The 14,656-nt window shown below is 70.9% G+C and carries 12 protein-coding genes; 3 read left to right on the top strand and 9 right to left on the bottom strand.

Translation table 11 applies throughout. The features are described from left to right. Positions 1-7: 7 nt before the first annotated feature. From IE206_RS20350 to IE206_RS20335, 4 genes are all read right to left on the bottom strand, one after another. Positions 8-2,212 (bottom strand): MMPL family transporter, encoded by a 2,205-nt coding sequence (locus tag IE206_RS20350; RefSeq protein ID WP_189963950.1) that lies wholly within the window; start codon positions 2,210-2,212, stop codon positions 8-10. A 168-nt stretch (positions 2,213-2,380) separates the two neighbouring features. Next, entirely contained in the window at positions 2,381-3,661 is a 1,281-nt protein-coding gene (locus IE206_RS20345; protein ID WP_189963949.1) for an ABC transporter permease, read from the bottom strand. After that, positions 3,658-4,413, bottom strand: a complete 756-nt coding sequence (locus tag IE206_RS20340; protein WP_189963947.1) for an ABC transporter ATP-binding protein — start codon at positions 4,411-4,413, stop codon at positions 3,658-3,660. The genes IE206_RS20345 and IE206_RS20340 overlap by 4 nt, the downstream gene beginning before the upstream one ends. 86 nt (positions 4,414-4,499) lie before the next feature. Next, entirely contained in the window at positions 4,500-6,041 is a 1,542-nt protein-coding gene (locus IE206_RS20335; protein ID WP_189963945.1) for a peptidoglycan-binding domain-containing protein, read from the bottom strand. A 475-nt stretch (positions 6,042-6,516) separates the two neighbouring features. Here IE206_RS20335 and IE206_RS20330 point away from each other — a divergent pair, with 475 nt between their 5' ends. The 3 genes from IE206_RS20330 to IE206_RS20320 all read left to right on the top strand — a co-directional run bounded on the left by IE206_RS20330 (position 6,517) and on the right by IE206_RS20320 (position 8,137). Then, entirely contained in the window at positions 6,517-6,915 is a 399-nt protein-coding gene (locus tag IE206_RS20330; protein ID WP_189963942.1) for a hypothetical protein, read from the top strand. Positions 6,916-7,113: 198 nt separating this feature from the next. Then, complete coding sequence (locus tag IE206_RS20325; protein WP_189963939.1) at positions 7,114-7,998, top strand: hypothetical protein; 885 nt, start codon at positions 7,114-7,116, stop codon at positions 7,996-7,998. Between the two features lies 1 nt (position 7,999). Beyond that, on the top strand, positions 8,000-8,137 hold the full coding sequence (locus tag IE206_RS20320) for a hypothetical protein (RefSeq protein WP_189963937.1): 138 nt from the start codon (positions 8,000-8,002) through the stop codon (positions 8,135-8,137). Positions 8,138-8,150: 13 nt separating this feature from the next. On the opposite strand, the gene IE206_RS20315 is transcribed toward IE206_RS20320, so the two are convergent. From IE206_RS20315 to gatC, 5 genes are all read right to left on the bottom strand, one after another. Next, on the bottom strand, positions 8,151-10,259 hold the full coding sequence (locus IE206_RS20315; protein WP_189963935.1) for a phosphocholine-specific phospholipase C: 2,109 nt from the start codon (positions 10,257-10,259) through the stop codon (positions 8,151-8,153). A 646-nt stretch (positions 10,260-10,905) separates the two neighbouring features. Next, positions 10,906-12,411, bottom strand: coding sequence for an Asp-tRNA(Asn)/Glu-tRNA(Gln) amidotransferase subunit GatB (gene gatB, locus IE206_RS20310; protein ID WP_189963933.1), 1,506 nt, complete (start codon positions 12,409-12,411; stop codon positions 10,906-10,908). 16 nt (positions 12,412-12,427) lie between these two features. Then, positions 12,428-12,667: a hypothetical protein gene (locus tag IE206_RS20305; protein ID WP_189963931.1), complete on the bottom strand. Its 240-nt coding sequence runs from the start codon at positions 12,665-12,667 to the stop codon at positions 12,428-12,430. After that, on the bottom strand, positions 12,664-14,157 hold the full coding sequence (gene gatA, locus IE206_RS20300) for an Asp-tRNA(Asn)/Glu-tRNA(Gln) amidotransferase subunit GatA (protein WP_189963929.1): 1,494 nt from the start codon (positions 14,155-14,157) through the stop codon (positions 12,664-12,666). Before gatA ends, IE206_RS20305 begins: the two co-directional genes overlap by 4 nt. A 4-nt stretch (positions 14,158-14,161) precedes the next feature. After that, positions 14,162-14,458 carry an Asp-tRNA(Asn)/Glu-tRNA(Gln) amidotransferase subunit GatC gene (gene gatC, locus IE206_RS20295; RefSeq protein ID WP_003966094.1) on the bottom strand — a complete coding sequence of 99 codons (297 nt, stop codon included), beginning with the start codon at positions 14,456-14,458 and terminating at the stop codon, positions 14,162-14,164. Between the last annotated feature and the right edge of the window lie 198 nt (positions 14,459-14,656).

Genomic DNA, 14,656 nt, shown 5'->3' with positions numbered 1-14,656 from the left:
GTGATTGCTAGGGCACGAGCTGGTCGGCCCGGTCGGCCGCCGGCTGCTCCGTGATCTTCGCACGGCGGCATTCGGGGGCTTCGATACTGATCCGGGGAAGCCGCCGCTCCAGCCAGCCGGGCAGCCACCAGTTGGCGCCGCCGAGCAGGTGCATGAGGGCGGGCACCAGGAGGGTGCGCAGCACGAACGCGTCCAGGGCGACGGCCGCCGCGAGGGCGATGCCGAACATGGCGATCACGCGGTCGCCGCTGAGCACGAACGCGAGGAAGACCGAAATCATGATCACGGCAGCTGAGTTGATCACCCGGCTGGTCTCGGCGAGGCCGACCCGGACCGCCCTCCGGTTGTCACCGGTCTCCAGCCACTCCTCGTACATGCGGCTGACCAGGAACACCTGGTAGTCCATGGAGAGGCCGAAGAGGACGGAGACCATGATCACCGGCAGGAACGGTTCGATCGGGCCCGACCGGCCGAGCCCCATGAGTTCGCTGCCCCAGCCCCACTGGAAGACCGCGACGACGATGCCGAACGCGGAGGCCACCGCCGCCACGTTCATCGCGGCCGCCTTGAGCGGGATCCCGATCGAGCGGAAGGCGAGCAGCAGCAGGACGCAGCCGAGCGCGATCACCACACCGACGAACAGCGGGAGTTTGCCGACGATGATCGCCGCGAAGTCGTCGTAGCTCGCGGTCACGCCGCCCACGTACGCCTGGAGCGAGCTGCCCCGCTCGGCGGCCGGGAGCACCTCGTGCCGCAGCCGGTCGACGAGGTCGCTGGTGCGCTGCGACTGCGGCGCCGAGTCCGGTACGACGGTCAGGACGGCGGTGCTGCCGCTGCCGTTGTACGTCACCGGGCTCACCGAGGCGACGCCGCCGGTGGCGCGCAGCGCGTCGGGCAGCCGCTCCATGGCGAGCCGGTCGCCGGGGCCTTCGAGTTCGGCCACGACGGTGAGCGGGCCGTTCACGCCGGGCCCGAAGCCGTCGGCCAGGAGGTCGTACGCCTGGCGCGTGGTCGTCTTGGCGGGGTTGTTGCCCTGGTCGGAGGTGCCGAGGTGGAGAAAGAGCGCGGGCAGCGCGAGCACCAGCATGGCCACGGTGGCGACCACGCCGAGCAGCTTGGGATGGCGCTCCACGAAGCCGGCCCAGCGGGCGGCGAACCCGGTGGGCAGCTCGGGCCGTGGCCCGTGGTCGGCGAGCCTGCGCCGCTCGCGGCGGCCGAGCGCCCGCATCCCGATGAACGAGAGCAGCGCGGGCAGCAGCGTGACGGAGGCGGCCACGGTCAGGACGACGGTGAGGGAGGCGGCGACGGCGACGCCGTTGAGGAAATCCAGACGCAGGATGAGCATGCCGAGCAGGGCGATGCAGACGGTCGCGCCCGCGAAGACGACGGCCCGGCCGGTGGTCGCGACGGCCGTGCGGGCCGCCTCCTCGACGCCCATGCCCTGGCGCAGTCCGCGCCGGTGTCTGGTGACGATGAACAGGGCGTAGTCGATGCCGACGCCGAGCCCGATGAGCATGCCCAGCATGGGCGCGAAGTCGGCGACGGTCATGACGTGGCCGAGCAGTGCGATGCCCGCGTACGCGGTGCCGACACCGACCAGGGCGGTGGCGATCGGGAGCAGGCTGGCGGCGAACGAGCCGAACGCGAGGAACAGCACGACGGCCGCGACGACCACGCCGACGACCTCGCTGAGGTGCGCGGACGGCGCTTCGGTGAGGGCGACCGCGCTGCCGCCGAGCTCGACGTCGAGGGAGTCGGAGGCGGCGGCCTTCGCCGTGTCGACGACGGCCTTGGCCTGCGCCTTGGGGATGTCGTCGGCCTGCTTGTCGAAGGTGACCGTCGCATACGCGGTGCGTCCGTCGGCGCTGGTCCGGGCCGCGCCCTCGGCTCCGTAGGGGCCGGCCACGGAGGCGACGCCGGGGAGCTGCGCGACCTGCGCGAGCGTGTGCTGCATCTTCTGCCGTACGCCGCGCTCGCGTACCGAGCCGGACTCGGTGTGCCAGACGATCGAGTCGGTGTCGCCGCCCCGGCCGTGGAAGGCGGCGTCGAGCAGGGTGCTCGCGCGGCCGGACTCGGTGCCGGGGGCCTCGTAGTCGTTCGAGTAGGCGGAACCGGCGACGGCCGCAGCGGTGGTGGTGGCGCCGAGCGCGAGGAGCCAGAGCAGTACGGCGACGAGGCGGTGCCTGACACACCAGCGCGCGAGGGCGGCCAACAGAGTGCTCCCGGATGATTTTGTGGCTCTTTGACCGGGAACAGCCCGCAAAGAACGGCGGTGCGCAGGATGCGCGTCAGCCACTCTCGCAGTCAATAGAGATCGTTTGCCCCTTTCGTGGCCTTCCTCACAGGGTCCCTCCCTCCATGGGGGTAGAAGGACCCGGACTCAGCGCCGAAGGGCCTCCGCGGGTTCGATCCTGGCGGCGCGCAGCGCGGGGTACGCGCCGGCGAGCAGGCCGGTGAGGGTGCCGATCAGCGGGGCGGGCAGCGTGGTCCAGGGGTCGAGGATGGCCGTCCAGTTGTGGGCGAGCGCGACCGACAGGGTGACCACGATGCTGACGGCGGTGCCGAGCAGCCCGCCGAGGGTGCCGAGCACCGCGGACTCGGTGAGGAACTGGGCGGCGATGTGCCGGGGCCGCGCACCCAGCGAGCGGCGCAGTCCGATCTCGCCGGTGCGTTCCAGGACGGAGACCAGGGTGGTGTTGGCGATGCCGACGGTGCCGATGACCAGGGTGATGCCAGCGAGCAGCAGGAACAGCGAGTCGAGGCTGCCGGTGACGCTGTCCTGGAGCGCGTGCGGTGCGGGCGGCGGCACGGCCTGGAGGTGGTCGGGACGGTCCGGCCGCAGCGCGAGCGGGGCCTGCTGCGCGATGAGCCGGGCGGCGCCGACGCGGGTCTGGATGAGCATGGTGGCCGCGTAGTCGGGCGCCGGGTCGCCGTAGTCGGCGCGGGCCGTGCGGCCGGGGATCATCACCGAGAGCAGCAGGTTGGGCAGCCGCTCGACGTTCTGCAGGATGCCGACCACGGTGTACGGGGTGCCGTTGACGAAGACGGCGGGCTGGGCCGCCAGATTGCTGATGCCGAGGCGGCGGGCGACGGCCGAGCCGATCACGGCGACGTGCATGCGCCTGCTGTCGTGGAAGGTGTTGTAGAGGGTGCCACTGCTGAGCGTGGGGCCGACGGCCTGGAGCAGCCCCGGGCTCGCCGCGTACACCGTGAGGCCCTCGGCGCCCTGCGAGCCCGCGGCCGCTCCGGTGGCGGGTCCCGAGCGGGTGGAGACGGCGGGCGGGGTCTTGAACACCTGCCAGTACGTGCCCGCGTGGACGGCGCCGCCCAGCCGCTCGGCACGCTGGTCGGCGTCGTCGGGGAAGTCGTAGCGGGTGGCCGCGCCGGTCTGCTGTGCCGGGTCGGGCGCTCCGACGTCCTTCACGGTGACCTGGGTGGCGGCGAGCACTGTGAAGTCCGAGCTGATCTGGCCGCGCGCGGTGGCCGTGAGCCCGAGGATGGCCACGAACGCGCCGACGCCGAGCAGCGTGCCGAGGACGGTCAGGGCGGTGCGGGCCGGGCGTTGCAGGATGCCCGCCACGGATTCGGCCGCGAGGTCCCTGAGGACCATGCGGGTACGGGGGATGCCCGGGTGGCGCGGGCGCCGGGCGGGCCTCCTCATGCCGGACTCCCGACGCTCGGCTGCCCGCTGTCCTCGGCGAGTTGGCCGTCGCGGATGGTGATAATGCGCCGCGCGCGGGCGGCGACGGCCGGGTCGTGGGTGATGACGACGAGGGTGATGCCACTGTCGTTGAGGGCGTCGAGCGTGTTCATGACCCGCCCCGCCGACCCGGAGTCCAGGTTGCCGGTGGGCTCGTCGCACAGCAGCAGGCTGGGCCGGTTGACGAGTGCGCGGGCGATGGCCACGCGCTGGCGTTCGCCGCCGGACATGGCGGAGGGCAGCGCGTCGAGCCGGTGCCCGAGGCCGACGGCGAGCAGCGCGTCCACCGCCTCGGTACGGCGTCGGGCGCGCGGGGTGCCGAGGTAGACCTGGGCGAGCATGACGTTCTCGGTGGCGGTGCGGTACGGCAGCAGGTGGAAGGCCTGGAAGACGAGCCCGATGCGGTGCCCGCGCAGGGCGGTGCGGTCGGCCTCGGGCAGGCGGCCGGTGTCGATGCCGTCGAGCCGGTAGTGCCCCCCGGTGGGCCGGTCGACGAGCCCGATCACGTTGAGCAGCGTCGACTTCCCGGACCCGGAGGGCCCGACCACGGCGATGTACTCGGCGCGGCGGACGGTGAGATCGGTGGGCCGCAGCGCGTGCACCGGGGGCGGCCCGGGGTAGGTGCGGGCGGCGGCGACGAGGTCGATGACGGCGGGGGTGCCGGTGGGCGCGGCGGTGACTGTGGCCTCGCCCCGGGCCTCCTGGACAGGCATGGCGGGGTCCTCGGCAGGAGCCGCCACCTCCGCCTCCGGGCCATCCGGGGTCTCCCCCGCCGCCCCGCTTCGCCTCCGCCACCTCCTCACTGGCCCACCACCACCGCGTCCCCCGCCGCGAGCCGGAAGCCCGGGGCGGCCGTCACGGCCACGTACCCGTCGGCGTCCATGCCCGCGGTGACCGGGATGCGGTTCTGGGCACCGGAGGCGGCGCGTACGGACACCGAGGTGCGGCCGTCGGCGCCCGCGCTCACGGCGGTGGCGGGCACGACGAGGACCGGACCGTTGCTGGACGCCGCGGTCACGGTCACCCGCACGTCGAGGCCGAGCCACGGCGCGGGGAGTTCGGTGTCCGGGGTGACGGTCAGCGGGTAGCCGGCCCGGGCCTGCGGAGTGTCGCCCCCGCTGTTCTGGCCGCCTCCGGACGAGCCGCTCTGTCCCCCACTGCCCGAACTGCCGTTGCGCTGGCCGGTGTTGGAGGAGCCGGTGGTGTACGCGCCGAGCGCGGTGATGGCGCCCTTGGCCTCCTGGCCGAGCACCTCGGCGGAGAGCTGGACCTTCATGCCCTCGCGCAGCGACGACTTCTGGTCCTGGGTGAGGACGGTGGTCACCACGGGCCGCCCCGAGTCGATGGTGAGCAGCGGCGCGGCGACCGTGGAGCCGACGGCTCCGTTGACGGCCGAGAGCCGGGCGGGGAAGGCGGGTACGAAGGTGAACTCGGCGAGCGGGAGCATGACCCCGGTGTGCGCGACGAGGTCGTCGAGGGCCTTCTGCGCGGTCGCCAGGTCCTGTTCCGCGTAACCGAGCTGGGTCGCCGCGGCCGAGATCGCGGCGGCTCCCTTCGCGCCGTCGCGGGTCGCGCGGGCCGCGGTGACGGCGCGCTGCGCGGTGGTGACGGCCTGGCGGGCCGCGGTGAGCTGCTGCTGGTCCAAGGCGCCGTGCGGGCCGCCGGTGTTGGGCGGGTCGTAGCCGCGGTCGGCGTAGAGCGCGGCGACGGCGGTCTTGGTGCGCGGCCCGAAGGTGCCCGCCGGGTCGCTGTCGGCGTACCCGAGGCGGCGAAGGGCGTCCTGGAGTTCGCCGACGTCCTTGCCGGTGTCGCCCGGCTTGAGGTCCCGGTAGGCGGGGACCGGCCCGGACAGCGCGATGACGGGCCGCCCGGAGACTTCGACCAGGACGTCGCCCGGCGCCACCGCGCTGCCGGCCTTCTTGCGGATCCCGGTCAGGAGCAGCGCACCGGCCGCCGCCCCTTGGGACTGGCCTTGTACGGGCGTGAAGTTGACGGTGCCGCCCGCGGTGACGGTGCCGCGCAGGATCACCGACTTGGTGAGGACGCGCTGCTGCACCGGGGCGGTGAGCACGGTGGGGTCGGGGGCCCGGCGCCCGGCGGCGTCCTGGGCGGGGGAACGGACGAAGACCGAGGCGACGAGTCCGCCGACGGACAGCAGCGCGGCGCCCGCGGTGACGATCAGGAGGATGCGCTGGCGCCTGATCAGAGCCGATGCCGCGGGCGGGAGTCGAGGTTCCGGGGCACGCGGTGCCGGCACACCCGGCGGCAGGGCGTCCTTGTCCGGCCTATCGGCGTCCAGGGCAGTCGGAATACCCGATTCGGGCGTGGAACTGTCTGCCATTCGGTCCGCCTGCCAGGTAGCCGCCCGGTCCGCTTGCGGGATCGGGCGCCAGCTTGATGTGCGGGACCGGCCGCGTCAAGAGGGAATTTCCGGGGCGTCCGAGCACCAGTGTGGCCGAATCGCGGCGGTCACCGACGCGTATCACAGAGCATGCCGGAAAGCATGCGATCTTTTCCAACCCTTTTCAACTGGCCTTCTCCATCATGGAATTCACCGCTCCGGGAGTATTCGTTCATGCGGGCCTTCACGGGATCCGGCCATGATTTCCTGGCCGCCACCGCCACTGTCGTTCCTCTAATCCCATGGAGGCCCAGAGTCCGCAAACTCTCCATTGACCGGACGAACCGCACCACTTACGGTTCTCCTGCCCTGGGAGACATCCCGGGACACAGCGGTCTCCGGCCGGAACCGTGCACCACATGAGCACGAAAGATCGGCCTCACGTCATTTCTCAGGAAACTGAAGGAGATTCGTTGTGAGATCCAGATACGCGTTGGCCGTCGCCGGTGTCGCAGTCGCCGCCCTGACCGGCCTCGCCACCCCCGCATCGGCCGCGAGCACCCCGGCCGCCACCACGCTCGGCCCGGCCGCCACCGTCATCGGCATCGAGTTCGTCAACGCCAACTACCAGGGCGCGACGTACACCGTGACGGGCGGCACCTGCACCGCGACCACCTCGGACGTCGACTTCTACGTCAACTCCATGCCGAGCGGCTGGAACGATGTCATCTCCTCGTTCCGCAGCTACGCGAACTGCTACACCAAGCTGTACGAGAACAGCAACCGCTGGGGCTCGACCTACGGGTTCGTCGGTGACTCCAGCTATGTCGGGGACGCCATGAACGACCGCGCCAGCTCCATCGAGTGGAGCTGACCGGATCCACTCGGCTGCCGCCGCGGACCAGGGCACGGTCCGCGGCGGCGGCCGGCCGGCGAACCGGCTGCTCCGCACCCCAAGCCCTGCGGGCACGAAGTCTGAAAGGTGGCCATGGACGCGCGAGTTCCACAGGGAGGGCGCCCGGGCGCGGCGACGCCGGCCAGGGTCCCCAGGGTATCGGGCCCGCCCCTCGCGGTGGCGACGGCCGTGGCGCTGCTGCTCGCCGCGGGCTGTTCGAGCCCCTCGCAGAAGGCGGAACAGCCGAAGACCGGCGCCATTCCCAAGATCACCGATGCCTCGCAGATCAAGCCGCTGCCGCTGGACGCGTACACCCTCAATCAGCAGCAGTATCTGGACACGCTCAATGCCCAGCGCGTACTCGCCCGGCGCTGCATGACGCAATACGGAATCGACTGGCACGGCAGCGATGTGATCGACCCGGCGCCCGTCGGCCAGAAACTCGACACCCTGTTTCTGATCATCGACGAGAACCGTGCGTCGCAGTACGGATACCACTCGCCCGACGATCATTCCAAGGACGGCTCGCAGGGCGGAAAGAAATCCGGCACGGGCCCTGATCCGACCCCGGTCGAGAAGTCGGTCTTCATCGGCACCTACAAAGGGCCGGACATCAATGGCCATTCCGTCCCCAAAGGCGGCTGCAATGCCGTGGTGGAAGCCGAGTTGACCAAGGGCGGCGCACCGGGAGTGGGGATCTTGGACGCCGCGAACGTCATGATGGGCCCGTATCAGCAATCGAAGTCGGACAGCCGGGTCCAGGACGCGTTCGCTGCCTGGAGTACGTGCATGAAAGGCAAGGGGTACACGTACAAGAGCCCCGACGACGCCGTGAACGACCCGGCGTGGCACTCCCCCCGGCCGAGTCCGACGGAGATCGCGACGGCCCGCGCGGATGTCGCCTGCAAACAGCAGACCAATGTCGTCGGCATCTGGTACGCGGTCCTCACCGCCTACGAGAACCGGTACATCGAGTCCCACGCCGAGGACCTGGCCAAGGTGAAGCAGCAGATGGACGCCACACTGCGCAATTCGGCGACGATCCTCGCGACGGGAAGCTGACATGAAGTCAACCAAACGCCGGCACCTGGCGATCGCGTCAGCACTCGCGGTGCTTCTCTCGATGGCCGGGCTCGCGGGCTGCAACGACGACTCGTCGCCGCAGCCCGCCCCGACCACCCAGGGCGCTTCCCCCGGATGACAGCCGGTCCCGGTCAGCCGGAGATGCTCGGGCGGCCGTTCTCGATGTGGCCCATCAGGCGCCTGCGGAACGAGCCGCCGCCGTCCGCGGTCACTTCGAGGTCGTACCAGCCGTGCGCGTCGGCGGCGGAGTGGACCACGGTGCGGCTGCGCCCCGGCTTGACCGTGACGGTCCGCTTCCAGTCCCGCAGATCGGCCTCGTCGGCGTAACCGAGCGGCCGGACGACGAAGGTCACGGGCCTGTTGCCGCGGTTGCGGAGCGTCAGATGGACGTCGCGGTCGTTGTGGTCGAGGTACGTGGTCACCTCGGCGGAGTCCGCGGCTCCGGCGCCCTCGAATTCCCGCCGGAACCCGTTTGGCCCGGTAATCGTGAACCTATAGGCGCCGTTCGCCCCACCGGTAAGGGGCACGGTCCATTGCGCCTTGCCCCTTACGTCCTTGTGCTGGGGCGCGGCGAACTCCTTGGCGTACGGGTAGAGCGCGAAATGCGCGCTGGCCCGGCCGTTGTTGCTGAGCTGCACCTGGAGGGCGCCGTCGGCGATCCGTGCGTAGGCGTCCGGCTGGTACGGCAGCGGCCGGGCGGGCCGGGTGCCCTCTTCCTGCACGGGCATGTGCTGCTGGGCGGGCGGCTCGGGGCGCCAGCGTCCGCTCAGCGGCGGGATGGGGCCGGGGTGGGTCACGGCGGGCTGCGGCCTGCCCCGCTTGAAGTCGAAGGCGGAGGTGAGGTCGCCGGTGACGGTACGCCGCCACCTGCTGATGTTGGGCTCGCGCACCCCGGTCCACTGTTCCAGGAAGCGGATCACGGAGGTGTGGTCGAAGACCTCGGAGCAGACGTAGCCGCCCACGCTCCACGGCGAGACGACGAGCAGCGGCACCCGCGCGCCGAGCCCGGTGGGCTTGCCCTCCCACTGCTCGTCGGCCACCTCGGGCGGGGCGACGGGCGGCGGGACGTGGTCGAAGAAGCCGTCGTTCTCGTCGTAGTTGATGAGGACGACGGTGTGCCGCCAGACGTCGGGGTGCTTGCCGAGCGCGTCGAGCACCTTGTAGACGATGGTGGCGCTGTGCACGGGCGAGGAGACGCTGGGGTGCTCGGAGTCGAGCGCCGAGGGCACCAGGTAGGAGACCTCGGGCAGGGTGCCGGCGGCCACGTCCTTACCGAAGGCGTCGGCGAGCGTGCCGGTGGGAACCCGCCTCAGCCCCCGCTCGAACAGGCTGCGCTCGGCCTTGGTGAGCGTGGCGACCCCTTGGTCGAGCAGCCCGAAGAGCCGGTCGCGCTCGGCGTTGTCGGTGGCATCCCGTACAACGGAGTAGAAGGACTCCATGAAGGTGTGCCCACCGGTCTTGGCGAGCGCCTTGCGGGCAATGGCTTTGAAGGTGGTGAAGAACTCGATCTGGTTGTCGGTGAAGTTCTCCCACTCGGTGTACGTCTTCCAGCTGCGCCCGGCCTTCTCCAGCCGCTCGGCGTAGGTCCCCCAGCCGTACCCGGGATGGGTCCCCTCGTCGTAGGCGTCGTTGCCGACAGCCCGCTGGCCGTTCGCCTCGAACCCGGTCTTCCCACTCCACAGATGATTGCGATTGGGGCTGGTGGAGCTGTGGATGGAGGAGTGGTAGGCGTCGCAGACGGTGAAGGTGTCGGCGAGCTCGTAGTGCAGGGGGATGTCCTGGCGGTCGTAGTAGGCCATGGTCGCCGAGGTCTTGACGGAGACCCAGTTGTCCATCCAGCCGCCGTTCCAGGCCTTGGCGCCGCCGTTCCAGGAGTGGTCGAGGGCGCCTATGTACTGGAGGTCCTTGTGCTGGGTGGCGGCGGCGCCACGCACGGGGAAGGGCAGGACGGTGCTGCCGAGCGGCCCGGGCTGCTCGAACACGGGCCGTCCACCCGGCAGTTGGAGGGCATTGCGGTCACCGAAACCGCGTACACCTCTCAGGGTGCCGAAGTAGTGGTCGAAGGACCGGTTCTCCTGCATGAGGATCACGACGTGCTTGACCGCGCTCAGCCCACCGGCGGGCGGCCCGGCGGCCATCGCCGACTGCAGCGAGGGCGGCAGCAGCGACCCGGCCGCGGATGCGCCGAGCGCGCCGCCGCCGAGTGCGAGCAGGCGGCGCCGTGAGATGTCCGTGGCCAAGTGGTCCTCCCGGGTTGTACGTGGTGAGGTGCGTCGGGGGGAACGGTAGTGACCCCGGGTGTCCCCCAGAAGGCCCACCCCCGGCCCCCCGATGAACGTCCAAACGCCCCCACCGAAAGTCCAACCCCCCTTGCCCTCCTGGGGGCTCGGCTCCCAGGCCCCCCGGCACAGAGGTCGAACGGTGCGGCCTCCCCGGGGGGCTGCACCCCCGCCCCCCATGCTGGATGGCTGGCAACTCAACTGCGACCCCCTGTACCTGCTCGCGCAGTTCCCCGCGCCCCTCAACCCGTCTCCGGCCGCGGACCGTGCATGGTTGCTCGCGCAGTTCCCCGCGCCCCTGGCGGCGTCGGCCTTGGCAGCGCGCCCCTGCGGGATACCCACGCGATCCGGCGACTTGCGTGCTGCCCATGCGGGCACGCCGGCCCGTCATGGGGTCCCCCCTGGCCCTTGAGGCCTTGGGGGAGTTTGAGGACGAGCGCCTTAAGGCGCGGTACGGGGTCTGGGGCGGAGCCCCAGGAAGACGGCCCGCACACTTCACCACCCCCGGCGGGTCTCGGGAAGGGGCGGGGTGGGGAAATGCAAAGGGCGGCCCACCCCGGTCAAGTCACCGGAACGGGCCGCCCCTTGGGGACGCCAGGCGTGAGGGCTAGCCCTCGACGCCCAGCCTCTCCAGGATCAGCTCCTTGACGCGCGCCGCGTCGGCCTGACCACGCGTGGTCTTCATGACCGCCCCGACCAGCGCGCCAACCGCCGCAACCTTGCCACCCCGGATCTTGTCCGCGATCGCAGCGTTGGAAGCGATCGCCTCGTCCACGGCGGAGCCCAGCGCCCCCTCGTCCGAGACGACCTTCAGACCGCGCTTCTCGACGACCGCATCCGGGTCGCCCTCACCCGCGAGGACGCCCTCGATGACCTGGCGAGCCAGCTTGTCGTTGAGGGAACCCTCGGAGACCAGCGCCACGACCCGCGCGACCTGGGCCGGCGTGACGGGCAGCTCGTCCAGGGCGACACCCTGCTCGTTGGCGTTACGGGCGAGTTCGCCCATCCACCACTTACGGGCACCCGCGGCGTCCGCCCCCGCCTCGATCGTCGCGACGATCGGGTCGACCGCGCCCGCGTTCAGCATCGACTGCATGTCGTGCTCGCTGACGCCCCACTCCTCGCGGAGCCGGTTGCGTCGCACCCGGGGCATCTCGGGGAGCCCGGAACGCAGTTCCTCGACCCACGCGCGCGCGGGAGCCACCGGCACCAGGTCCGGCTCGGGGAAGTAGCGGTAGTCCTCGGCGTTGTCCTTGATGCGCCCCGAGGTGGTGGAGCCGTCGTCCTCGTGGAAGTGACGGGTCTCCTGCACGATGGTGCCGCCCGAGGACAGCACGGCCGCGTGCCGCTGGATCTCGAAGCGGGCGGCCCGCTCCACGGAACGCAGCGAGTTGACGTTCTTGGTCTCCGAACGCGTGCCGAACTTCTCGACGCCGTGCGGGCGCAGTGACAGGTTCACGTCGCAGCGCATCTGGCCCTTGTCCATCCGGGCCTCGGAGACATTGAGCGCCTTGATGACCTCGCGCAGCTCGGCCACGTACGCCTTGGCGACCTCGGGGGCCCGCTCGCCCGCGCCCTCGATCGGCTTGGTGACGATCTCGATGAGCGGGATGCCGGCCCGGTTGTAGTCCAGGAGCGAGTGCGAGGCACCGTGGATGCGGCCCGTCGCGCCACCGACGTGCGTGGACTTGCCGGTGTCCTCCTCCATGTGGGCGCGCTCGATCTCCACGCGGAAGATCTCGCCGTCCTCCAGCTGGACGTCCAGGTAGCCGTTGAAGGCGATCGGCTCGTCGTACTGCGAGGTCTGGAAGTTCTTCGGCATGTCCGGATAGAAGTAGTTCTTCCGGGCGAAACGGCACCACTCGGCGATCTCGCAGTTCAGCGCGAGACCGATCTTGACGGCCGACTCGACGCCGATCGCGTTGACGACCGGGAGCGAGCCGGGCAGGCCGAGGCAGGTGGGGCAGGTCTGCGAGTTGGGCTCGGCGCCCAGCTCGGTGGAGCAGCCGCAGAACATCTTGGTCCTGGTGCCGAGTTCGACATGGACCTCGAGGCCCATGACGGGGTCGTACGACGCCAACGCGTCCTCGTACGACAGGAGTTCGCTAGTCACGGTGAAACTTTCCCTCTCAGCCCAGCAGGACGTCGTCGTCGCCGAGGCGCTTCAGCTCGCGGTACAGCAGGGCGATACCGGTGGCGATGGCGGCGGCGGAGACGATCGCGTCGACGAGCTTCAGCGTGTCGTGCTCCAGGCGGGCCTTCTTGACCTGCTTCGCCACGCTGATCGCGCCGAAGGCGGTGGTGCCCATGGACAGGTACGTGCCGGCCTTGGACTTCTTGAAACCCTTGGCCTTGGTCAGTGCACTCACAGCGACGGAGCCTCCTCAAGCAGCGGGTGACCCCACTTTTCCACGAAGGCGGCCTCGACAGCGGCTCCCACCTTGTACAGGCGGTCGTCCTTCATGGCGGGGGCGATGATCTGCAGCCCGACCGGAAGACCGTCCTCCGGCGCGAGGCCGCAGGGCAGCGACATGGCGGCGTTGCCCGCCATGTTGGTCGGGATGGTGCACAGGTCGGCGAGGTACATCGCCATCGGGTCGTCGGCGCGCTCGCCGATCGGGAAGGCGGTGGTGGGCGTGGTCGGCGAGACGATCACGTCGACCTGCTCGAAGGCCTTCTCGAAGTCACGGGTGATGAGGGTGCGGACCTTCTGGGCCGAGCCGTAGTACGCGTCGTAGTAGCCGGAGCTCAGCGCGTACGTACCGAGGATGATGCGGCGCTTGACCTCGTCGCCGAAGCCGGCCTCGCGGGTGAGCGCGGTGACGTCCTCGGCGGACCTCGTGCCGTCGTCGCCGACCCGCAGGCCGTAGCGCATGGCGTCGAAGCGGGCCAGGTTCGAGGAGCACTCGGACGGCGCGATCAGGTAGTACGCGGAGAGCGCCAGGTCGAAGGACGGGCAGTCCAGCTCGACGATCTCGGCGCCGAGCGACTTGAGCAGCTCGACCGACTCGTTGAAGCGCTGGACGACACCGGCCTGGTAGCCCTCGCCCGCGAACTGCTTGACGACGCCGACGCGCATCCCGGCGACGGAACCGTTCTTCGCGGCCTCGACGACCGGCGGGACCGGCGCGTCGATGGACGTCGAGTCGAGCGGGTCGTGCCCGGCGATGACCTCGTGCAGGAGCGCCGCGTCCAGGACCGTACGGGCGCAGGGCCCGCCCTGGTCGAGGGAGGAAGAGAAGGCGACCATGCCGTAGCGGGAGACCGCGCCGTAGGTCGGCTTGACGCCGACGGTGCCGGTGACGGCGGCGGGCTGGCGGATCGAGCCGCCGGTGTCCGTGCCGATGGCCAGCGGGGCCTCGTAGGAGGCGAGCGCGGCGCTCGAACCGCCGCCGGAGCCGCCCGGGATGCGGGTCAGGTCCCACGGGTTGCCGGTCGGACCGTACGCGCTGTTCTCGGTGGAGGACCCCATGGCGAACTCGTCCATGTTGGTCTTGCCGAGGATGACGACGTCGGCGTCCTTGAGGCGCTTGGTGAGCGTCGCGTCGTACGGCGGGATCCAGCCTTCGAGGATCTTCGAGCCGACGGTGGTCGGGATGCCCTCGGTGGTGAAGATGTCCTTCAGCGCGAGGGGCACACCGGCCAGCGGGCCGAGCTTCTCGCCGGCCGCGCGCTTGGCGTCGACGGCGCGGGCCTGCGCGAGCGCGCCCTCGCGGTCGACGTGCAGGAAGGCGTGGACCTTCTCGTCCACGGCTTCGATGCGGGCCAGGTGGGCCTCGGTGACCTCGACGGCGGTGAGCTCGCCGGACGCGATCTTCGACGCGATCTCGGCGGCGGTGAGCTTGATGATGTCCGTCATGTGATTAGTCCTCCCCCAGGATCTGCGGCACCTTGAAACGCTGCTGCTCCTGGGCCGGGGCGCCGGAGAGCGCCTGCGCGGGGGTGAGCGACGGACGGACCTCGTCCGCGCGCATGACATTGGTCAGCGGCAGCGGGTGGGAGGTCGGGGGTACGTCTTGGTCGGCGACCTCGGAGACGCGGGCGACCGCGCCGATGATGTCGTCGAGCTGTCCGGCGAAGTGGTCGAGCTCTTCGCCCTTCAGCTCCAGACGCGCCAGCCGGGCGAGGTGGGCGACCTCCTCGCGCGTAATGCCAGGCATGCAGCGATCCTCAGGGGTGAGTGAGTGTGGTTTGGGCCCAATCCTATGGGGCGCGGCACCCTCACCACGAAACGGATTACCCGCTCACCCTCGGTGACCGCCCCCGGCCCTCGTCGCCGGGCTCTTCCCGGGCCGTCCGAGAATCTCCCACATCTGGTCATGCTCCGTTCACATCGCGTGTGCGGACGACTGGCTGAC

The sequence above is a fragment of the Streptomyces violascens genome (genome assembly GCF_014649955.1).
Classification (GTDB): domain Bacteria; phylum Actinomycetota; class Actinomycetes; order Streptomycetales; family Streptomycetaceae; genus Streptomyces; species Streptomyces violascens.
Note: the sequence above shows the minus strand (reverse complement) of the source record. Positions and strands in the feature narration are given on the sequence as shown.

Bases quoted from the DNA above. Each gene is read 5' to 3' on its own strand.
- IE206_RS20340 (WP_189963947.1), bottom strand. From the start codon at position 4,413: ATGCCTGTCCAGGAGGCCCGGGGCGAGGCCACAGTCACCGCCGCGCCC.
- gatA (WP_189963929.1), bottom strand. From the start codon at position 14,157: ATGACGGACATCATCAAGCTCACCGCCGCCGAGATCGCGTCGAAGATC.
- gatC (WP_003966094.1), bottom strand. From the start codon at position 14,458: ATGCCTGGCATTACGCGCGAGGAGGTCGCCCACCTCGCCCGGCTGGCG.
- IE206_RS20320 (WP_189963937.1), top strand. From the start codon at position 8,000: ATGAAGTCAACCAAACGCCGGCACCTGGCGATCGCGTCAGCACTCGCG.
- IE206_RS20335 (WP_189963945.1), bottom strand. From the start codon at position 6,041: ATGGCAGACAGTTCCACGCCCGAATCGGGTATTCCGACTGCCCTGGAC.
- IE206_RS20345 (WP_189963949.1), bottom strand. From the start codon at position 3,661: ATGAGGAGGCCCGCCCGGCGCCCGCGCCACCCGGGCATCCCCCGTACC.